The 20,688-nt window shown below is 64.0% G+C and carries 19 protein-coding genes and 1 pseudogene; 13 read left to right on the top strand and 7 right to left on the bottom strand.

Annotation, left to right across the window (positions count from 1 at the left end):
• Window positions 1-213: 213 nt before the first annotated feature.
• Both AB4Y43_RS19760 and AB4Y43_RS19755 read left to right on the top strand, forming a co-directional pair.
• Window positions 214-996 carry an ABC transporter substrate-binding protein gene (locus AB4Y43_RS19760; protein WP_069262347.1) on the top strand — a complete coding sequence of 261 codons (783 nt, stop codon included), beginning with the start codon at window positions 214-216 and terminating at the stop codon, window positions 994-996.
• 8 nt (window positions 997-1,004) lie between these two features.
• Entirely contained in the window at window positions 1,005-3,752 is a 2,748-nt protein-coding gene (locus AB4Y43_RS19755; RefSeq protein ID WP_342948312.1) for an EAL domain-containing protein, read from the top strand.
• A 29-nt stretch (window positions 3,753-3,781) separates the two neighbouring features.
• Here the strand turns inward: AB4Y43_RS19755 and AB4Y43_RS19750 are convergent, their stop codons facing one another.
• Window positions 3,782-4,687: an SDR family oxidoreductase gene (locus AB4Y43_RS19750; RefSeq protein ID WP_069262445.1), complete on the bottom strand. Its 906-nt coding sequence runs from the start codon at window positions 4,685-4,687 to the stop codon at window positions 3,782-3,784.
• Between the two features lie 40 nt (window positions 4,688-4,727).
• Window positions 4,728-5,480, bottom strand: a complete 753-nt coding sequence (locus AB4Y43_RS19745; RefSeq protein WP_368617372.1) for an SDR family oxidoreductase — start codon at window positions 5,478-5,480, stop codon at window positions 4,728-4,730.
• A gap of 117 nt (window positions 5,481-5,597) precedes the next feature.
• Here AB4Y43_RS19745 and AB4Y43_RS19740 point away from each other — a divergent pair, with 117 nt between their 5' ends.
• Window positions 5,598-6,512: a LysR family transcriptional regulator gene (locus AB4Y43_RS19740; protein WP_368604709.1), complete on the top strand. Its 915-nt coding sequence runs from the start codon at window positions 5,598-5,600 to the stop codon at window positions 6,510-6,512.
• 222 nt (window positions 6,513-6,734) lie between these two features.
• A pseudogene (gene dkgB, locus AB4Y43_RS19735) lies at window positions 6,735-7,540 on the top strand (2,5-didehydrogluconate reductase DkgB).
• A 14-nt stretch (window positions 7,541-7,554) separates the two neighbouring features.
• Here the strand turns inward: dkgB and AB4Y43_RS19730 are convergent.
• Window positions 7,555-8,694, bottom strand: a complete 1,140-nt coding sequence (locus AB4Y43_RS19730; RefSeq protein ID WP_368617371.1) for an iron-containing alcohol dehydrogenase — start codon at window positions 8,692-8,694, stop codon at window positions 7,555-7,557.
• 174 nt (window positions 8,695-8,868) lie between these two features.
• On the opposite strand from AB4Y43_RS19730, the gene AB4Y43_RS19725 reads away from it, so the two are divergent.
• From AB4Y43_RS19725 to AB4Y43_RS19700, 6 genes are all read left to right on the top strand, one after another.
• Complete coding sequence (locus tag AB4Y43_RS19725; protein WP_069262352.1) at window positions 8,869-9,804, top strand: LysR family transcriptional regulator; 936 nt, start codon at window positions 8,869-8,871, stop codon at window positions 9,802-9,804.
• A gap of 117 nt (window positions 9,805-9,921) precedes the next feature.
• Window positions 9,922-10,443, top strand: a complete 522-nt coding sequence (locus AB4Y43_RS19720) for a 2,4'-dihydroxyacetophenone dioxygenase family protein (protein WP_069262353.1) — start codon at window positions 9,922-9,924, stop codon at window positions 10,441-10,443.
• Window positions 10,440-11,177: an SDR family NAD(P)-dependent oxidoreductase gene (locus AB4Y43_RS19715; RefSeq protein ID WP_342948316.1), complete on the top strand. Its 738-nt coding sequence runs from the start codon at window positions 10,440-10,442 to the stop codon at window positions 11,175-11,177. The genes AB4Y43_RS19720 and AB4Y43_RS19715 overlap by 4 nt, the downstream gene beginning before the upstream one ends.
• A 48-nt stretch (window positions 11,178-11,225) precedes the next feature.
• Window positions 11,226-12,527 (top strand): MFS transporter, encoded by a 1,302-nt coding sequence (locus AB4Y43_RS19710; RefSeq protein ID WP_342948317.1) that lies wholly within the window; start codon window positions 11,226-11,228, stop codon window positions 12,525-12,527.
• A gap of 27 nt (window positions 12,528-12,554) precedes the next feature.
• The gene (locus AB4Y43_RS19705) at window positions 12,555-13,283 is read left to right on the top strand and encodes an SDR family oxidoreductase (RefSeq protein ID WP_342948318.1); all 729 of its coding nucleotides are present in this window, start codon (window positions 12,555-12,557) and stop codon (window positions 13,281-13,283) included.
• 54 nt (window positions 13,284-13,337) lie between these two features.
• On the top strand, window positions 13,338-14,153 hold the full coding sequence (locus AB4Y43_RS19700) for an IclR family transcriptional regulator (RefSeq protein ID WP_069262446.1): 816 nt from the start codon (window positions 13,338-13,340) through the stop codon (window positions 14,151-14,153).
• 31 nt (window positions 14,154-14,184) lie between these two features.
• Here AB4Y43_RS19700 and AB4Y43_RS19695 read toward each other — a convergent pair whose 3' ends face one another.
• Together AB4Y43_RS19695 and AB4Y43_RS19690 are read right to left on the bottom strand one after the other, a co-directional pair.
• On the bottom strand, window positions 14,185-14,619 hold the full coding sequence (locus AB4Y43_RS19695) for a phosphate-starvation-inducible protein PsiE (RefSeq protein ID WP_069262357.1): 435 nt from the start codon (window positions 14,617-14,619) through the stop codon (window positions 14,185-14,187).
• A 291-nt stretch (window positions 14,620-14,910) separates the two neighbouring features.
• The gene (locus tag AB4Y43_RS19690) at window positions 14,911-15,138 is read right to left on the bottom strand and encodes a hypothetical protein (protein ID WP_256094505.1); all 228 of its coding nucleotides are present in this window, start codon (window positions 15,136-15,138) and stop codon (window positions 14,911-14,913) included.
• Window positions 15,139-15,710: 572 nt separating this feature from the next.
• On the opposite strand from AB4Y43_RS19690, the gene AB4Y43_RS19685 reads away from it, so the two are divergent.
• Both AB4Y43_RS19685 and AB4Y43_RS19680 read left to right on the top strand, forming a co-directional pair.
• Window positions 15,711-16,994 carry a sensor domain-containing diguanylate cyclase gene (locus tag AB4Y43_RS19685; protein WP_069262360.1) on the top strand — a complete coding sequence of 428 codons (1,284 nt, stop codon included), beginning with the start codon at window positions 15,711-15,713 and terminating at the stop codon, window positions 16,992-16,994.
• Window positions 16,995-17,038: 44 nt separating this feature from the next.
• Complete coding sequence (locus AB4Y43_RS19680; protein ID WP_069262361.1) at window positions 17,039-17,425, top strand: MAPEG family protein; 387 nt, start codon at window positions 17,039-17,041, stop codon at window positions 17,423-17,425.
• A 48-nt stretch (window positions 17,426-17,473) separates the two neighbouring features.
• Here the strand turns inward: AB4Y43_RS19680 and AB4Y43_RS19675 are convergent, their stop codons facing one another.
• Both AB4Y43_RS19675 and AB4Y43_RS19670 read right to left on the bottom strand, forming a co-directional pair.
• Window positions 17,474-18,829 carry a pyridoxal-dependent decarboxylase gene (locus AB4Y43_RS19675; RefSeq protein WP_342948321.1) on the bottom strand — a complete coding sequence of 452 codons (1,356 nt, stop codon included), beginning with the start codon at window positions 18,827-18,829 and terminating at the stop codon, window positions 17,474-17,476.
• A gap of 33 nt (window positions 18,830-18,862) precedes the next feature.
• Entirely contained in the window at window positions 18,863-20,122 is a 1,260-nt protein-coding gene (locus AB4Y43_RS19670; protein WP_368728578.1) for an MFS transporter, read from the bottom strand.
• A 118-nt stretch (window positions 20,123-20,240) separates the two neighbouring features.
• Between AB4Y43_RS19670 and AB4Y43_RS19665 the strand changes: the two genes are divergently transcribed.
• Complete coding sequence (locus AB4Y43_RS19665; protein WP_368728577.1) at window positions 20,241-20,687, top strand: winged helix-turn-helix transcriptional regulator; 447 nt, start codon at window positions 20,241-20,243, stop codon at window positions 20,685-20,687.
• Window position 20,688 lies beyond the last annotated feature (1 nt).

Below are 20,688 nucleotides of genomic sequence, written 5' to 3'. Positions count from 1 at the left end.
TGCGTCGGCCTTGCGCCGGCGCTTTTTTTTGGCCTCTGCGCTTGGCGGTCACGGGCAATCGTCCCACCTGAACACCCCAGCGCCCGCACGAAAAGCGTGCAAAAAAAACAATTGGAATTGTCTCAAGAATTGAAGCACGCTGCCGATAAGACGTGGAGTTTGTTTTCCGCCCAGTGCACCGCTATCGGGCCATTGACACGCAACGGAGACGCTGTGATTCGAACCTGCCTTGGCGGCCTGCTGCTCGCGCTCGGTTGCATTGGCACCGCGGTTGCCGCGGGCCCCGACTGCTCGCGCTCATTTACGCTCGCCTTACACGATCACGGGCTGCTCTACTCCGTCGACACCGACACGGGAATCGACAAGGACTTCGCTGACGCCCTCGCGCGGCGCAGCGGCTGCCAGATTCGCGTGAGCCTGATGTCGCGCGCACGCATCTGGAAGCTCATCGAATCGGGCGCGCTCGATTTCAGTCTGTCGGGCATTGCCAACGAAGAGCGCAATCAATACGCGGATTTTGCCTGGTACTTCAGCAACAAGTACTATCTGCTGGTTCGCAAGGATTCAGGCATTCATCAACTGGCCGATTTCGAGCACAACGACAAGTTTCAGCTCGGCGTGATCCGCAGCTTCCGCTATAGCGAGTCGGCCAACCGGCTGGTCGATTCGCTCTCGGCCGAAAACCGCGTGAGTCAGGCCGGGGGCCTCGAGCCGCTTTACCAGGCGCTGATCCTTGGCCGCATTCAGGGAATGATCATCGAGCCGTTCGATTATCCCGCCATCGATGAAGCGAAGATTCGGAGCGTGACCAATATCGTGGAGTTCGACGATCCACCCATTCCGCATGGACTCATCATGTCGAAGAAGGCGCTTTCGCCCGAGGAGCGGGACAAGTGGCGCGCCCTCGTCAACGAAATGATCGCGGACGGCACGGTGCGGCGCATCTTCACGAAGTATTTCAAGCCTGACCTCGCCGATTCGATGGTCCCCTTCTAGACGCCGCCATGACCCGGACGCGCCTCGTTCTGCTCCCGCTACTGGTTCTCGCCGCCGCGCTCGGCGTGACCTGGACGCTCTGGAACCACGAGCGGGAAGCGGCTCGCCACGAACTGCTGACGCAGTTCGATTACTCACTCGGCGACGTCGTGAGCCGCATCGAACAGCGCATGGGCACTTACCAGCTGTTGCTGCGCGGCGTGCAGAGCCTCTTTGCCGCCACCGGCGAGGTCGATCGCGACGCGTTCCGGGCGTACGTCAATACACTCACTCTCGACGCCAACTTTTCCGGCATCCAGGCCATCGGCATCGTCGCGTGGGTGCCGCAAACGCAAAAGGCCGCACATATCGCGGCCATGCAGCAGCGCGGCGTGCCGGGCTACTCGATCGAGCCCGACGGTCCGCGCGCGAACTACGCACCCATCATCCAGCGCGAGCCGTATATCGGCGCCAACCGCGCGGCGCCCGGTTTCGACGCCTGGGCCGACCCGGTGCGCCGGCGCGCCATGGAGCAGGCGCGCGACACCGGCATGGCGACCATTTCAGGAAAGGTGCGCCTCTCGGTCGACACCGATCCCGGCGCCGACCCCGGCTTCGTGATGTACATGCCCGTCTACGCACGCGGTTCCGCGCCGGAAAACGCCACGGAACGCCAGGCGCAGCTGGTAGGCTGGGTCTATGCGTCCTTTCGCATGCACGACGTCATTGCCAGCCTTTACGGCGAGGAACCGCCCGGCCTTTCGGTCTCCATCTACGACGGCGTGGAATCGTCGCCGGACGCGTTGCTCTACAGAACGTCGGGTGCCCCGGCCCCTCACCTGCCCAGCGATCTTTCGGCAACCGAATATCTGGTGGTCTGCGGACACGACTGGATGCTCAAGCTGATGGCGCGCGACGGCTTCAAGGCGCGCTTCGGCCGCGACGCGGCAACGCTCATCGCAATCACCGGAACGGGTCTGAGCCTGCTGCTCGCGCTGCTCACGCGCCTCATGATGACGGGCCGCAGCCGCGCGATACGTCTTGCCTCGTCGATGACGAAGGAACTGCGCGAAAGCGAGGAAAAATTCCGCGCCATTGCGGACTGTACGGTCAACTGGGAAATCTGGTGGTCGCCGGAAGGCAAGCCGCGCTGGATCAATTCGGCGGTGGAGCAGTACATCGGCTATACCGTCGACGAATGCATGGCCATGAGCGACTTCGCCTGCACCGTGATCTATCCGGGCGATGCCTCCTACGTCGCGCCCGAGTTCCGGGGCGCGCAACTGGGCTCGCGTGGCGACAATCTGGAGTTCCGCTGCGTGCGCAAAGACGGCTCGCTCATGTGGCTCTGCGCCTCGTGGGTGCCGATTACCGACTCGAAAGGCGACTTCATCGGTTTCCGCACGAGCGGGCGCGACATCACCGAGCGCAAGATCGCCGACCAGCGCATCAAGGAGCTGGCCTTCTACGACGCGCTCACCGGCTTGCCCAATCGCACGCTGCTGCTCGACAACCTGAAAGACGCCCTGACCGACAGCGCAAGAAACGGCACGAGCGGCGCCCTGCTGTTCATCGATCTGGATCACTTCAAGACGCTGAACGATACACTGGGTCACGACAAGGGCGACCTGCTGCTGCAGGAAGTGGCCAAACGCCTGGCGGCGAGCATACCCGCGGGCGACACCGTGGCGCGCGTGGGCGGCGACGAGTTCGTCGTCGTGGTGGGGAACCTGAACCCCGTTCCCTGCGAAGCGGCCCGCCAGGCCGAGGCCCTGGGCGAGCGGATTCTCGCCGTGCTCGGGAATCCTTATCGACTCGACGAGATCGACTACCGCAGCACGGCGAGCATCGGCGCAACCGTATTCAAGGGCTTGCAGGCGACGACAGACGACCTCATGAAGCAGGCCGACCTCGCCATGTACAAGTCCAAGGAACGCGGACGCAACGCGGTGCGCCTCTTCGACCCCGACATGCAGACGGTCGTGGTGGAACGTGCCGCGCTCGAAGCGGCACTGCGCGAAGCCATCGAGAACGAAGAGTTCGTGCTTCACTACCAGATGCAGATCGACAGCGGCCGGGTCACCGGCGTCGAGGCGCTGGTACGCTGGCGTCATCCGCTGCGCGGGCTCGTGTACCCGGCCGATTTCATTCCCGTGGCCGAGGAAACCGGGCTCATCGCCGAGCTGGGCAGCTGGGTGCTGCGCGCGGCCTGCACCCAGCTGGCGCGCTGGGCCACGCAGCCCGACACGGAGCATCTGACCATTGCGGTCAACGTCAGCGCGCAGCAGCTGCACCAGCCCGACTTCGTGCAAAGCGTGCTGGCCACGCTCGAACAGACTGGCGCAAGAGCGGACCGGCTCAAGCTCGAGTTGACCGAAAGCGTGCTGGTCGACAACGTGCAGGAGATCATCGAGAAGATGGAGGCGCTCAAGGCGAACGGCGTCGTCTTCGCGCTCGACGACTTCGGCATCGGCTATTCGTCGCTTTCGTATTTGAGGCGCCTGCCGCTCGCTCAACTGAAGATCGATCGATCCTTCGTGCGCGATGTCCTCGTCGACCCGAACGACGCCGCGATCGCCCGCACCATCGTGGCGCTCGCGCACAGCCTGGGCCTCGGCGTGATCGCCGAAGGGGTCGAGACCGAAGAGCAGCGCGCCTTCCTCGCCTCGGCCGGGTGTTACGCGTATCAGGGCTATCTGTTCTGCCGCCCGATTCCTGTCGAGGAGTTCGAAGCGGCATTGCGCGGGCTCGAGGCGTCGGAGTGCCTCACGGAGTAAGCGCGCCCCGCCGCCCGCCGCCGGTGGCATCACGCGTCGCCGTGCCCGCGCGGCACGAGCAGGTCGGAGAGGCCCACGCGATGCAGCATCTCCGCCCGCACGCGGTCCAGTACGGCAAAGCCAACGTCCGCGCCATCCTGGGTCGGGTCCACGTGCACCCGGAAGGGCCGCTTCCCGAAGGGGGCATCGACCACATCGACGATCGCCTCGGCCACGAGGCCCACGTCGGCTTGCGGCGGCACGATGGCGGCAAACGCCTCCTGGATCTGCTCGCCGAACCCGGCATAGGGGCCGGCTTCATAGGCGGCGACGACGCCCTTGTCTTCCGGGCTGCCCGCATGCGAAAAGTGATTCGTGCCCGAGGTGAAGGCGCCCGGCACGATGATCGACGTTTCGATGCCCCAGCGCGCAAGCTCGCGTGCGTACTGCACCGCAATCGCATCCATGGCGGCCTTCGCCGCAAAATACGGCGCGAGATAAGGCGGCGTGCCGCCCGCGGAACTGCTGCTCGACACCCACACCACGAGGCCCTCCCGCCGCTCGCGCATGTGCGGCAGCACCGCGCGGTTCACCCGCTGCGTGCCCAGCACGTTGATGTCGTACAGGTGTGCATACTGCTCCGGGCTGAACGCTTCGGCCGGCCCGAAGGCCATGTGGCCCGCGTTGTGGACGATCACATCGATACGCCCGCTTGTGGCAATTACGCGGGCGATGCCCGCGTCCACGGACGCCTGTGACTGCACGTCGAGTTCGACGGTGCGCAGATCCACGCCCTTGTGCAGCGAAAATTCCGCCATCTGCGCGACGACCGGGGCGTTGCGCCCGGCGCTCGCGCGCATGGACGCGTAGACGGTATGACCGGCGCTCGCGAGTGCTTCGGCAGCGAGGCGGCCAAAACCGCTCGATGCGCCGGTAACGACAATGACCTTCTTCATGATGGGCTCCTTGTTCGTCATGAAACGCTTGATCAGGACATCAAACAATGCCGCCGTTCACACGGATCGTTTGACCGTCGATCCAGCCTGCGCCGTTGCCGACAAGGAACGAGACCACCTCGGCGATGTCGTCCGCCTGGCCGAGCCGTTCGAGCGGCGGCATCTTTGCGAGGCGTTCGATCTGCTCGGGCGTCTTGTCCTTGAGGAACAGTTCGGTTGCGGTAGGCCCGGGGGCGACCGCATTCACCGTGATATTGCGGCCGCGCAGTTCCTTGGCGAAGATGTTGGTCATCGCTTCCACGGCAGCCTTGGTGGCGGCGTACACCGAGTAGCCCGGCAGCGCGAGCGCCTGGATGCTGCTCGAAGAGTTGACGATGCGGCCGCCCTGGCGCAGCTTCTTCGCGGCAATGCGCAGCGTATTGAAGGTGCCCTTGAGGTTGATCGCGACGAGCCGGTCGAACAGGGCGTCATCGGTATCGGCCAGATTGACGAGGCCCGGCTGCATGATGCCCGCGTTGTTCACCACGATATCCACGCCGCCGAAGAGCGTAATGGCCTGGTCGAACATTGCGGCCACCTGGGCGGGCACGGCCACGTCTGCCTGAATCGCCGCGGCGCGACCGCCCGCGGCCTTGATGTCCTCCACGACCGCATTGGCGTCTGCGGCGCGGCCGGCGTAGTTGACGACGACTGCGATGCCTTCGCCCGCGAGGCGTCTGGCGATCGATGCGCCGATCCCGCGGGAAGCGCCGGTGACGATCGCGACTTTGCTGGTGTTGGCTTGCGTGCTCATGGTGACTCTCCGTTCCGGTTGGGTGGGTGATGCAACGTGATGCGATGGGTGCATCTTCCCGCCAGCCAACGCTCCACGGTAGCCGCATAGCCAGAATATCGGTTATGCTCCCGGCGTATGACCATATTCAACGACCTGGGCCTGCTGCAGGCCTTCGTTGCCATCGTGGAGAGCGGCAGCATCTCCGCGGCGGCCCGCAAGCTGAATCTGAGCCAGCCCACGCTGAGCCGCCAGTTGCGTTCGCTCGAAGATCAATGCGGCGCGGCGCTGCTGCGGCGCGACACGCACCGCATGAGCCTCACCGAAACCGGCCACCAATTCCTTGCCGACGCCCAGGCGCTGCTCGCGCTAGCCGAGGAGTCCGCGCAGCGCATGCGGCGCGACCAGAGCGCGCTGAGCGGCAATATCCGCGTGTTCTCCACCATCGACTTTGGCCAGTCCGTGGTGAGCCGGATGATCAGCAGCTTTATCCAGGCGCACCCGGCAGTGAGAATGGAGCTGGCCTATTCGAACCGCCCGCTGCACATGATCGAAGAGGGCTGCGACGCGGGTATCGTCGCTGGCGTGCTCACTGACGATCGCGTCGTGGCGCGCTCGCTGGGCGAGATCCGCCGCTATCCGGTTGCCTCGCCCGCCTTCCTCAAGGATCACAAGTTCGCCAGCAAACCGGAAAGTCTCCAGGCCTTACCGTGGATCGCACTTTCGAGCCGGCAATTCGGCGGTTCGAGAGATGTCACGCTGTATTCGGGCGCGGCAACGTATACGTTGCAGATCGAGCCCGTGATGATCTCGGAGGGGGTGACAAGCATGCGCGAGGCCGCGCGCATGGGGCTGGGCCTGGCCGTGTTGCCGGAATGGCTGATCGAGGAGGATCTGATATCGGGCCGCCTCGTGCGCGTCTTGCCGAAATGGCAGGCGAAACCACTCGCCGCGCAAATCGTCTATCCCGTTCAAAGGCGGCTGCCGCTGCGCGTGCAGGCATTCACAGAATTCGCGACGGAATATATGACGACAGTGTTGAAGCCGCGGTAACGCCGGACTCCGCTCATGCGAACGCTTCGGGCTAAGTGGCCCAACTAGCCGGTGCCCCACCAGGCACGATGCCATGCTCGACCGCGACCTCGGTCTACGCTGCAGCGTTCGTCGCGCTTGGCGGCGTTGCACTCGTCCTCGTCCTGGATCGTCATGAGCCGGCGCTCGCGTTAAATCACTATTTTCGATTAGGTTACCCAATCATTTTTTGTGGAGAGCAACATGCGCAAGATTCCCGCATTCGGCCTCGGCACGTTCCGCCTGCAAGGCCAGGCTGTGATCGACTCCCTGCGTAACGGCCTCGAAGTCGGCTACCGCGCCATCGATACCGCGCAGATCTACCGCAACGAGGCCGAAGTCGGCGAAGCGATCGCCGCTTCCGGCATCGCGCGCGACAATCTCTTTCTCACGACCAAGATCTGGGTCGACAACTACGCGCGTGAAAAGCTGGTGCCGAGCCTGAAGGAGAGCCTGAAGAAGCTGCGCACTGACGCAGTCGATCTCACGCTGATTTATTGACCCGTGCCCAACAACGGCGTACCGCTCGAAGAATTCATGCGCGCACTGGCCGAGGCGAAATTGCAAGGGCTGACCGGACAGATCGGCATTTCCAATTTCAATATCGAGCTGACGAAGCAGGCTGTCGCAGTGGTCGGCAAGGAAAACATCGCGACCAACCAGATCGAGTTGAGCCCTTATCTGCAGAATCGCAAGCTCGTTGAGTTCCTGAAGCAGGAAGGCATTCACGTGACGTCGTACATGACGCTCGCCTACGGCAAGGTGCTCGGCGATCCGGTCGTCGGCGCGATTGCCGAACGGCGCCACGCCACGCCCGCGCAGGTGGCGCTCGCCTGGGCACTGCGCCTGAACTACTCCATCATTCCCGCTTCGACGAAGCGCGAGAACCTGACCAGCAACCTGCTCGCGCAAACGCTGGAACTCACGATGACGACATGGTGCAGATCGCCGCGCTCGAACGCAACGGTCGTGAAGTGCGCCCTACGGGCCTCGCCCCGCCGTGGGACTAAAACGCCGCGCCGCTTTACATCGACGATTCGAGCATGGCGCGGTAATCGTCTTCGGAGGCCTCGCGCGGATTGGTCTTGTGGCTGTGATCCTTGAGCGCGCCCTTGATGATCTCGGGGAACAGCCCGGCGTTCACACCGAGTTGCGCGAGGCCCGTCGGCAAACCCAGGCGCTCGGTCATCGTACGCACGGCAGGCGCCACTTCGGCGCCGCTGCCTAGCCCCATTGCCGTCGCGAGGCGGTCGAGCTTGCCTTCCTCGCGCACCGAAGGCGCTGCCTCGTTGAACCGCAGCACAGCCGGCAGGAAAATCGCGTTCAGCGTGCCGTGATGCAAACGCGGGTTGATGCCGCCGAGCGAATGGCTCAGGCTGTGCACGCAACCCAGACCCTTCTGGAACGCAAGCGCGCCCTGCATCGATGCGCTCATCATATTCAGCCGCGCCACGCGGTCGCCGCCGTCATGCGTCGCGCGCTCGATGTGACGCCACGCGCGCCACAAGCCGTCCAGCGCAATGCCGTCCGCGGGCGGATTGAAGGCGGGCGCGAGAAAAGTCTCCATGCAATGCGCGATCGCATCCATGCCCGTCGCCGCCGTCAAACCGGGCGGCAAGCCCAGCGTGAGTTCCGGATCGCAAATCGCCACGCGCGGCACCACGTACGGGGAGATCACACCGACCTTGCGACCGTCGTCGAGAATCAGAATGGCGCCGCGCCCCACTTCGCTGCCGGTGCCCGCGGTCGTCGGCACGGCGATCACCGGGGCCGTCTTCGCCGTAATGTTCACCGCGCCGCCTTCGATCACCGCGAAGCGCTGCAGCGGTCCTTCGTGCGTCGCGCAAACGGCGACGCCTTTGGCGAGGTCAATGGCGGAGCCACCGCCAACGGCGACGATGCCGTTGCACTCCCCTGCAAGATAGGCCGCCACGGCCTCACGCACGGCCGCTTCGCTCGGATTGGGCGGGGTACCGTCGTAGATCGTTGCTGGCGCAACGCCTGCCAGCGCGCCCAGCACCCTATCGACGATCCCCGCCGCGCGTACGCCCTTGTCCGTGACGATCAATGGCCGGCTGATGCCCACACGTTCGCATTCGTTCTGGAGCAAATGAATGGCGCCGAAATCGAACTGGATTTGCGTGACGTAGTTGATGAGGGACATAGGATTGAGCTTCAGTTATAGTGAATTTGGCCGTTGCGGCGGCAAACGCTGACAACGGCAATGCAATTACCGCATTTCGGCCGCATAGTGCTATTGTTTTGGGCCAGTATAGGGAGACACCTTATACGCGGTAATTGAGAAGATTTGATACAGCTATAACTTTTCCTCAACCCCATGACCCCGTCGCTCAACTCGATCATCTCCCGCCTCCATGTGAAGCAACTTCGGCTGTTGATCGCCCTGGGCGATCACGGCTCGCTGCTGAAGGCCGCCCAACAGGTCTCACTCACGCAGCCCGGCGCCAGCAAGGCATTGCAGGAGATCGAAACGACCTTTGGCACCGCGCTCTTCAATCGCACCAATCGAGGTCTCGAGCCCACCGAGGCCGGTCACTGCGCGATCCGCTACGCGCGCCTGATCCACACCGATCTCACGCATTTGCGCGAGGAGCTTGTCGGACTCTCGCGCGGGCGTGGCGGACGCGTAGCGGTGGGGGTCATCATGGGCGCGGTGCCGCTGCTGACCGATGCGATTTCCACGCTGATCGCGGCGCATCCGGAAATGTCGGTTGAAATCGTCGAAGACACGAGTGCTGCGCTGCTGAGCCAGATCGATGCGGGCCGGCTCGATCTCGCGATCTGCCGCACCACGGTCAGCCAGACGCCGCATCTCTACGAGAGCCTCAAGCTGCAGGACGAAACGCTCGCCGTGATCGCCAACGTGCGGCATCCGCTGCACCGCGCGAAGAAGCTCACGCTCAAGGACACGGAGAAGTATCGCTGGGTGGTCTACCGCGCCAACATGCCCATGCGGCTGTTGCTCGAACGCGAGTTTCGCGAGGCCGAACTGCGCTTTCCCACGCATCTGCTCGAAACGACCTCCGCGTTCGCCACGCTGGCGCTGCTGCAAGGCAATCCCTCGTTCGTCGCGCTGGTGTCGATCGACGTTGCGCAGTTCTTCGCGAGCCAGGAGATGGCCTGCATCCTGCCGCTACGCCTCGCTTCCCGCAGCGAACCGTATGAGCTGGTCACGCGCCAGGGTGCGCCGCTCGCCCCCGCGGCGCGGCTGCTCATCGAAACGCTGTGCGACAAGCAAGGCATTGAATTCTGAAGCGCACGACAGCCGGCCCCGGGGAAACCCTGGCATTGACCTTAATCAAATCCCTCCCGCACAATGAACCATATCGTGGACTTATCGTCCATATTATGGACATAACGAGAGCAATTGATGACGGACAAGCCCTATTCCCCCATGACGCCGTATCAGCTTCCGTTCCCCAAGGAAGCGCAGCAGGAAATCGTCATTCCCCACGCCATTCCCACCGACGAGCGCGTGTGGGTACCCCAGGCCGAGAACGTATGGTTCCGTCCGCTGTGCCTGAACACGGCACAGGGCTACTGGATGAATTTGCTGCGCGTGCGTAAATCAGGTGTCCTGAGCAGGCATCGGCATCCGCAGGCCGTTCACGGCATGGTGCTCAAGGGCCGCTGGCGCTATCTGGAGCACGACTGGGAAGCGACCGAAGGCAGCTACGTGTTCGAGCCGCCCGGCGAAACGCATACGCTCTACGTACCGGAAGACGTCGAAGAGATGATCACCTACTTCCAGGTCAACGGCGTGATGTTCTATTGCGATCCGTGGGGCAACTACACGGGCTATGAGGACGTGTTCACGAAGATCGACATGTGCCGCAAGCATTACGCGGCGGTGGGTCTTGGCGAGGATTACGTGGACCAGTTCATCCGATGACCCGCGCCCGGTACGATTTCGCGGGGCGCGTGGCCGTCGTGACCGGCGCGGCGGGCGGCATCGGCCGCGCGATCTGCAATGCGTTCGCGCGCGGCGGGGCGCGCACGGTCAACTGGGACCGCGTGCCCGGCCCGCTGGATACGCAGGACGCGCCCCGTCACATCGAAGCCGACGTCACGCGCCCCGAGACGATCGAAGCGGCGCTGGCAGCGACGCTCGCCGAGTTCGGGCGCATCGACTACCTCGTGAACAACGCGGGTTTCGCCGGTTCGACCGTGCCGCTCGATGCGTACGATCCCGCCGAATGGCAACGCATCGTCGACGTCAATCTGGTGGGCACCTATCACGTTTGCCGCTTCGTCGTGCCCGCCATGCGCCGCGCCGGTTCGGGGCGCATCGTCAACGTGGCATCGCTCGCGGGCAAGGAGGGCACGCCGAACGCGTCCGCCTACAGCGCGGCGAAGGCCGGTGTGATCGCGCTCACCAAATCGCTCGGCAAGGAACTCGCGCGGATGGGCATTCTCGTCAACGGCATTGCGCCCGCTGCCGTAGAAACACCGCTGCTCGCGCAGATGGCGCCCGCCCATGTGCAGACGATGATCGACAAGAGTCCGCTCGGGCGGCTCGGCACCGTGGATGAAGTCGCCGATCTCGCGCTATGGCTTTGTTCGGATTCCTGTACGTTCAGCACCGGCGCGATATTCGATCTTTCCGGCGGCCGCGCCACGTACTGATACACGCCCAAAGACACCCACACGATAACAGCCAAAAGGAGACGACCCATGATCAAAAAATCGCAACGGCTCAAACGCACCCAGACGATCGCCATCGCCTTTCTGACGATAGCGGGCATCGTGAACTATCTGGACCGCAGCACGCTTTCCATCGCCAACCATTCGGTGGCGGAGGAACTGCATCTGAACGCTTCGCAAATGGGCTTGCTGCTTTCGGCGTTCTCGCTCGCCTATGCGTTCGCGCAATTGCCGGTGGGCGCGATGCTCGACCGTTTCGGCTCGCGCGTGATGCTCGGGCTCGGCATGCTGGTGTGGTCGCTCGCGCAGGTCACGGGGGGCTTCATTCAAACGCTCAATCATTTTCTGGCGGCACGCGTGGTGCTGGGCATCGCCGAAGCGCCGCTCTTTCCGGCGGGCGCCAAGGTCATTCACGAATGGTTCGCCGTGCGCGAACGCGGCGCGCCAACCGGCACGTTCGTCTCCTCCTCGACCATCGCGCCGATGATCGCGCCGCCACTGCTCACCGCGCTGATGCTCTCGTTCGGCTGGCGTCCGATGTTCATCATCATGGGTGTGCTGGGTGTGCTCGTCTCGGTCGGCTGGTATGTGGTCTATCGCAACCGCGATCAGGTCGTGCTCACGTCCGAAGAAACGGCATGGCTCGAAGACGGCGCGACCGAAGCACCGAAGAAGAGCGCACTGAGCTTCGCCGAATGGGGCATGCTGCTCAAGCAGCGCAACACGTGGGGCATGATCTTCGGCTTCATGGGCGTGATCTACATGGTGTGGCTCTATCTCACCTGGCTGCCCGGCTATCTGGAGAAGGAGCGCCATATCTCCATCGCGCATACGGGCTGGCTCGTCGCCATTCCCTATGTGTTCGGCACGATCGGCATGGCCAGCAGCGGCTTTATTTCCGATTACCTGCTCAAGCGCGGCATGGCGCCGATCCGCAGCCGCAAGTGGCCGCTGTGCGTCGGGCTGATCGGCGCGGCGGCCTTCACCGTGCCGGCCGCCTACACGCCGAGCACCGCGCTCGCCATTACCTATGTTTCCGTCGCGATGTTCTTCGTGAACATGTCGAGCGGCGCGGCCTGGGCGCTCGTGAGCGTGGCGGCTCCCCGCCATCTCGTGGCGTCGCTTGGCAGCATGCAGAACTTCGGCGGCTATTTCGGCGGCTCGTTTGCGCCGGTCATCACCGGCATCGTGGTCGACCAGACGCATTCGTTCGTGAACGCCCTGCTCATCAGCGCAGCGGTGGCGTTCGCCGCCGCGTTCGTCTATCTCTTCGTCGTCAGGGAAGTCGTGCCTGAAAACGAGCGCCGGACGGCAGCGACCCAACCCACCTGATTCATCTGTTCATTCGCACTACGCATCATGACATTCAAGGACAATTTTCTCGCGGGGAAGGTCGCGCTCGTGACGGGCGGCCACTCCGGTATCGGCGCGGCCATTGCCAACCGGCTCGCACAACTCGGCGCACACACCACGGCCGCCGGCCTGCCGCCTCCCGCCGGCACGCCAGACGTACTCGATGCCGGCGTGCAACGCACCTCGCTCGACGTGCGTTCGAGCGAAGACGTGACGCGACTGGTTAATGGCTGCGAGCGGCTCGATATCGTCGTGAACTGCGCGGGTGTGATCAGCCGCGGCGAAGAGCACCAGATCGAGGCGTTCGAGCGCGTGCTCGATATCAATCTCAACGGCACCATGCGTGTGTGTTCGAGCGCGCGCGAGCTGCTCAGGGCTTCTTCCGGCTGCATCGTGAACACGGCTTCGATGCTGAGCTTTTTCGGCGGCGGTCTCGTGCCGGCCTATAGCGCCAGCAAGGGCGGCGTGGCGCAGCTCACGCGCTCGCTCGCCATTGCCTATGCGCCCGACAATATCCGTGTGAATGCACTCGCGCCCGGCTGGATCGCGACGCCCCTCACCCAGGCGCTGCAGGACGACGGCGGCCGCTCGCAGGGCATCCTCGAGCGTACGCCGATGAAGCGTTGGGGGCAGCCCGAAGAAGTCGCGAACGTGGCCGCGTTTCTCTGCTCGCCCGCCGCTTCGTTCATGACGGGCGCGATCGTGCCCGTGGACGGCGGCTATCTGTGCGCCTGATCCGCAGGAATTGCGGGCATAATGGCGCCACACATGGCGCCCGCTAGCTTTCCGATGTCGACCACTGATTCCCCCACCTCCTCCCAATCCGGCGACGCCAAGGGCGTTGCCGGCACGGCCGCCTTTTCGAAGTTCATCGCCGTGCTGCAGCTCATCGCTGATGCCAGCACGCCGCCGAACATCGCGAAGCTCGTGGCCGCGAGCGGCTATCCGCGCCCGACCGTGCATCGCATCGTCGCCGCGCTGCAGGCCGAAGGGCTCGTCGCGGCCGTGGGCGGCGGCAATACGTTCGCGCTCGGGCCGCGTCTCGTGAATCTCGCGAGCCGCAGCTGGGAGCGATCCGACCTGCGCATCGCCGCCGTCGACGCGCTCATGGAACTGCGCAACACCACCTCGGAAACAGTGCACCTCGCCGTGCCCAGCGACGGCGCGATGGTGTACATCGAAAAGCTCGAAAGTCCGCACGCCGTGCGTATGGCTTCGCGTATCGGCACGCGCGTGGCGCTCACGTCGAGTTCGGTCGGCAAGGCCTGGCTCGCCACGCTCACGCCGCCCGAGCGCGAGCCAATGCTCGCACAGGCGCCGCGCGTGCGTTTCACCGAGCATACGATGACCGACCTCGACGCGATCCGCGACGAGATCGAACTCACGGCGCAACGCGGCTACGCGGAAGACCGCGAAGAAAACGAACAGTCGATCTGGTGTTACGGCGCGGCGATTCTCGGCGCCGATGGTCACGCAGTGGGCTGCGTGAGCGTCAGCATGCCGATGTTCCGCCGCCAGGCGGATGCGCAGCAGAGCTACATCGAACCCCTGCTCGCCGCGTGCCGCACCATTGCCGCACGGCTCGGGCCGGTTTGCTTGCGATAACTCAAAACGGCACGACTTCAGCAGGACCGGCCTACTTCGCCTCTTCCACGCGCCGTTCATCGGTGTTGCTGGGATATTTCGCCTGCCCGAAGCGGATGATCAGCACGCCCAGCGCGATCAGCACGATCGCGCCCGCAGACGCCAGCAAATGCAGCTCGGTGTTCGCGCCCGCGCGCAGGATGAGGTCCCGCGCGATCGACACCATGGCGATATACAGCGGGAAGCGAACGGGCAGCTGTCCAGCCTTGAGATACTGCCCGACCATGGCGAAGATCTCGAGGTAGAGAAACATCAGCAGCAGGTCGGTCAGCGTCACGCCGTCCGAATGCACCATATGCCAGATCAGGGCGCCCATGGCGGCCACGGTGCCAATGCCGATGATCAACAGACCGAACAGTTCGGCCAGCTCCATAGCGCGCTCGAGGCGCTCCTTGATCGCTCGTTGCAGAGCGTTCTCGTACTTCATCTTCGTAGGTTCCCCATGACACAGTAGGGGGATAGTAGCGCGACAAGATGAAAGTTCGAAAACGCGAAAAAAAATCCGCGAGGGCGCGGGCGCGAAACGAAATCAGGGCGAAGGCGCGGCGGTCACGCGCTCCACGTCGTTCAGGAGCGCCGCCTCGCCGGTCGTGCTGAGCGCGGCGATGCCGGCAACGCCGTCACTCGCGTATTCGTCGGTCAGGAGTTACAACGCCTCGACATCCACTCGCCATCGCGCAACGGCGTCACGATGGGCAACCGGATTCCCTCGAACATATCAGGCCCCCTTGTTGCCGGTACGCAGACGCAACGCGCCGATCGTGGCTTCCGGCACGCTGCCTATCAGCGTATGCATCGTGAAGTCGATGTCTTCGGGCGCGATATCGAGTAGCACACGCATGGCGCCGCGCGCGAAGGCAGTTTGCGCGACGTAGACGCCGAGCGGGGAATGCAGCAGCGCCGCGAGATGCGCCCGCGCGGCTTCTTCGGTATTCGCGGTCAGCATGACTTCGAGCCAGGCACGCGGGGCCCGCAACGGAACGACCTTTGCACGCGGGCGCGGAGCCGGCGCCACGATCTCGTAACGGGGGATGGGATTTGCGCAAGCCATGAGATTTGAATTGCTATTCGCAGGTTGTGAATACAACTTCAGCGTATTCCCGAACGCGTAAAACCGGTGTTAAAAATAGCGGTGCGTCGTGTCTAAATCTCACATGCCTTGTGCGAGCTGCGGATTCAACTCGAGATGCAGCACGACGAGCCAGCGTCGCGGGCACGCGTTGGCAATTTCGAGTGGCGCTTCGTGCGCACTTCCACCGCTTCGTACAGGCCCGATGAAGCCCTGCTTCTTCTCACAAGAAAAAATGCCGTAAAAAAGCGCGGCATTTACCTCCCATTCTGACTTCGGCGTTCGCATTCTTCGCATTTTCGAATTACCCCGATTTCGCGCTGGGGTCTGCGCGAACGCGCGCGAACCCGCATGTTCGAAAACGTCCGTGGGACACATTACGCTGCCGCGCCGCGCAATGCGGTCTACTATATCGTCAGTGTATTGGGCAACCGGGCAAAGGAGGCTCGATGGCCGACTGGTCGAACATGATGCGCGATTTCGTCGACGAAATCGCTGCGAGCGTGGCCATGATCGGCCGCGATGAGCGGGGCCAGTTCGTGGTTTCGGCCTGCAACGATCATTTCATGCGCATGACGGGCGGCAGGCGCAGCGCGATCAAGTCGTTCCCGGCACCGTTCGATTCGCTCATTCCCAACTACGCCCGAACCGAATTCCGCAAAAAGCTGACCCAGTGCTTCGAATCCGGCGTCGCCCGGGAACTCGAGCAAGCCTATGACCTGAGGGACGGAACGCACTGGTGGCGCCTGTCGTTGAAGCCGATACGCCACGCCGAAAGCGGTGTCTCCGTACTCGAAATCATGGTCACAGGCCTTGAAATCACCACGAAGATGTTGCTGACGCACGAACTGGAAGTCAGCACGTCGCGCTTTCGTTCGGTCGTCGATGCAGCCTACGACGCCATCATCACGATCGACCAGCAGCATTGCATCACGCTATTCAATCGTGCCGCGGAAAACCTGTTCGGGTACTCTGCCGAAGAAATGCTCGGCCAACCGATCACGGACCTTCTGCCCGAGCGCTACCGCGCCAATCATTCGCAATACGTCCACCTGTTTGCGCGCTCGCCCGTGCGCTCGCGGCAGATGGACGAGCGCAACCGCGTGTATGGGCTGCATCGGGATGGGTCGCTGTTGCCCGTCGAAATTGCGATTTCGAAAATCAACGTGGGCGGGCTGATCGAATTCACCGCCGTGATTCGCGATATCGCCGACCGCGTTCGCTTGATGGATCTGCTTCAGAAGCAGGCCGTCACCGACGAGCTGACCGGTCTGCCGAACCGCCGAGAATTTGCCGATACCGTTGAACAGCTTCTCGAAGCCGACAAAACGCTTTCCGTCTTTATTCTCGATATCGATTACTTCAAGAAGATCAACGACAGCTACGGGCACGACATCGGCGACGAAGTGCTGCGCGTGCTGGCCAAAGTCGTGATGAACAGCGACAGGCGCATTGGCGTGTTTGCGCGCTGGGGCGGCGAAGAGTTCGTCGCCGCGCTGCCTGAGTTCAATATCGAGCAGGCAACGGCCGTGGCCGAGGAATTGCGCCAGACCATCGAGCAGCAGGACTTCGAGCATCAATGGCGGCTGGGCAAGCCCGTTCCGTTTACGGTGAGCATCGGCGTAACGGAGCGCCTGCCGGGCGAGGATGACTTCGGTGCGATCGTCAAACGCGCGGACGTGGCGCTCTATCGGGCCAAAGACAGCGGACGCAACCGCGTGGAAGTCGGCTAGCGCGCGCCACAATCGCATCGCGTTCTTTCGCCAGGGAGGCCGTCATGGACAGAATTGCGCTGGCCTGCGTGGCCGTGCTGGGTCTTTTGCTGTTTGGCCTCGGCCTGTCCATTTCCATGCTTCGCTTTCGCGAAGGCACGCTCTCGGGATGCGCGCCGGACCCGGCCAGCCTGCTGCACAAGTTCGTGCGCGCGCATGCGAACACGGCCGAATATGTGCCCTTCCTGGCCGCGCTGTTTCTCTATCTGGGCACACACTCGCCCTCGCCGGCAACGCTCGCGCTGATCGTGGCCGCGACCGTCTGCCGGTGCTTGCTCGTCGTCGGGCTGGTCGCGTTTCCCTCGATGGCAAAACCCAATCCCGCCCGATTTATCGGCGCGCTCGGCACTTACGCGGCCGGTATCGCGCTGAGTCTCGCGTTGCTACGTTGACTCGAGAATGGGCTTTCGCTGTGCGCGCAACGTTGTCGCCGGTGTTCGCTACGGCGCACGCGAATCGCCGCGCAGCGATGCCAGCAACTGCACGAGCGCCTCGATGTCTTCATCCCGCGTGCGCCACGACGACACGCTGATCCGCAACGCAGGCCGCCCTTGCCAGATCGTGCCGCCGAACCACGTTTCGCCCGAAGCCTGCGCGGCGCTGCGCAGCGCCAGCGTCTGGGCATCCGTTGCGCCGCGGAACAGCACCTGGTTCAGCACGACCCGGTTGAGCACCTCGTAGCCCAGGCGTTCGAGTTCGGCGCCGATGCGCTGCGCCTGCGCGTGATGGCGCTCGACCATGGCCGCGACACCTTCGCGACCGAGCGTGCGTAGCGCCGCCCACACGGGAATGCCGCGCGCGCGGCGCGAGAACTCCAGTGTGAGGTTCTTCTGCGCGTCGGCGCTCGCAGACAAATAGGCCGCGTCGCTGTTCATCGCCTCGGCGAGCGCCGTTGCATCGCGGCAAATGACCATGGCGCAGTCATACGGCGTGTTCAGCCACTTGTGCGCATCGGTCGTCCAGCTATCGGCCCCTTCGATACCCTCGGTCAGCGCCGCCAGTGACGAGGTCCGCGCCCACAGGCCGAACGCGCCATCGACATGCACCCACGCGCCGGCCTCCCGCGCACGCGCGATGATCGGCGCAAACGGGTCGAATTCGCCGGTATTCACCTCGCCGGCCTGCAGGCACAGGATCGTGCGGTCGTCGAGCGGCGGGAGTCGCGCCGCATCCACGCCGCCGTGAGCATCGACGGCCGCGTAGACGATGCGCTCCAGCCCGAAGCCCAGGATGCGCAACGCCTTCTTTACTGTAATGTGAGCGAGTTCCGAGACCACGACCTTGATTTCGGGCGCGCCCATCAGCCCCTGGCGGTCGAAGTCCCAGCCTTGCCGTGCGAGCAGCGCGCGCCGGGCGGTAGCGAGCGCACCGAGCGTGCACGCTGTCGCGCTGGTGCCGAAGCCCACGGCGCTTTCGCGTGGCAGGTCGAGCGCTTCGAGCACCCAGCGCCCCGCGATGCGTTCCACCGTGGCTGCGACCGGCGAGTTGTCGAACGTGGAGGCGCACTGATCCCACGCCAGCATGAGCCGCTCGACCGCGGCCGCTGCAGGCAGCGCCGCGCCAATCACGAAGCCGAAATAGCGCGGACCGTTCGAAGCCGTCGTCGCCGGCGAGCCTACGCGGTCGAGCAGCGACAGCGTGTCTTCGGCGGGTAATCCGCTCGCGGGCAGCGGCTCGTCGAACGCACTGAGCGCCGCGATGGCTTCGTTCGAGGGGAAAACACGCCGTGTGGCGTTGCCTTCGAGATAGCGCAGGCCGCGTGCGTCGGCATCCGCCAGCAGTTTCAGTTCATCCATCCATGTCTCCCGGTTCGAGTTTCCATTCAGGCTTCAATTCGACGTACCGGCGCACGGGGACGCGCGCGGCATGCTGCGCACCGTGACGGCCCAGAACACGAGCGCCAGCAAACTCACGGCCGCGCCCAGCGTACACACACCATGCCAGCCCGCCGCGGCATACGTCGCCGTCGTGCCGATCGCGCCAAGCCCGCTGCCAACCGCATAGAACAGCATGTAAAGACTCACGGGCCGGCTATGAAGTTGCGCGTTGCTGCGAAAAATCAGGCTTTGATTGGTCACGTGCAGCGCCTGACCGCCGAGATCGAGCAGCACGATGCCGACCAGCAGCATCCATAGCGAGTGTCCCAGCATCGAGAGCGGCCACCAGGCCAGCAACAGCAGCGCCAGCGCGGCCGCACTGGTGCGCTGGCCCCAACCCCGATCGGCCCAGTGGCCCGCGCGCGCAGCGGCCAGCGCGCCCGCCGCCCCGGCTATGCCGAAGGCCCCGATCGCCGTATGAGAAAAATTGTAGGGCGGCGCACTCAACGGCAGCACCAACGCGCTCCAGAAGATATTGAGGGTCGCGAACATCAGCAGCGCGAGCACGCCGCGCGTCTGCAGCACGCGATCCGAGCGCAGCAACGCGAACATCGAGATGATCAGTTGTACATAGCTCATCGTGCCTGGCTCACCGCGTGCCAGTTTCGGAAGCCGGCGCCACAGCGGCACGGCCAGGGCGAGCATGACGGCGGCGGAACAGCCATACACGCCGCGCCAACCGGCAAGATCGCTCACGCCGCCGGAGAACACGCGAGCCAGCAGCAGGCCGATGAACACGCCACTGCCCGCTGCGCCCACCACGCGCCCGCGCTCGTCGGGCGCGGCGGCGGCCGCCGCATAGGCGATCAAACCCTGCGTCATGGCCGTGCCGAGCATACCCACACCGAGCATGCCGGCCAGCAGCACCGTTACGGATCGCGCGAGACCGACCACGCCCAACGCGCCCGCCAGCGCCAGCAATTGCACGATCATCAGGCGGCTACGCTCTACCCTGTCGCCCAACGGCACGAGTAGCAGCAGCGCCAGCGCGCAACCGGCCTGCGTCGCCGTGACCACGCCGCCAACCGCGGCGCGCGTGATGCCGAAATCGCGCGCCAGGGCGTCCAGCAAGGGCTGCGCATAGTAGACATTGGCGACGCTCAAACCGCTGGCTACGGCGAACAGCAGTACGAGGCCGCGCGACAACGGCGCGCGCGGCTGCACGGGAGCGCCGCGGGCCGGCGGTGCAAGCGCAACGGAATCCGCGTCCATGATCTTCAATCCAGTTTCAAAACAAAACTGATTGAATGGTATGTCGACTGGTTTTAAAATGCAACTACGTGAGGCGTACGCATTACGTCAATACGTTCCAGCAAGAGAGAGAATCGCCATGGCAAGCCGCAAATCCATGCAGAAGGAAACCTGCCCCGTCGCGCGCTCGGTCGACGTGATCGGCGACCGGTGGTCGCTGATGATCCTGCGCGATGTCTTCGACGGCATTCACCGCTTCGGTGACATTCAGCGCAATCTGGGCGTGGCGCGCAATATCCTGTCAGGCCGTTTGAGCCATCTGGTCGAGGCCGGCATTCTCGAAACCCGGCCTGCCTCCGACGGCACGACCTATCAGGAGTACGTGCTAACGAAGAAAGGGGAAAGCCTCTTCCCCGTCATCGTGGCGCTTCAGCAGTGGGGCGAGCGCCATTTGTTCGAGCGCGGCGAACGGCATTCGTGGTTGATCGACAAAGCAACGGGCAAGCCGTTGCTGTCGATGTTTCCGCAGACCCGCGAAGGGCACGCGCTCACCCCTCACGACACCGTGGTCAAGAAGCCCGCATAAC

Source organism: Paraburkholderia sp. BR10872 (assembly GCF_040965835.1).
Lineage (GTDB): Bacteria > Pseudomonadota > Gammaproteobacteria > Burkholderiales > Burkholderiaceae > Paraburkholderia > Paraburkholderia nodosa_A.
This window is presented reverse-complemented; position numbering and strand designations above follow the sequence as displayed.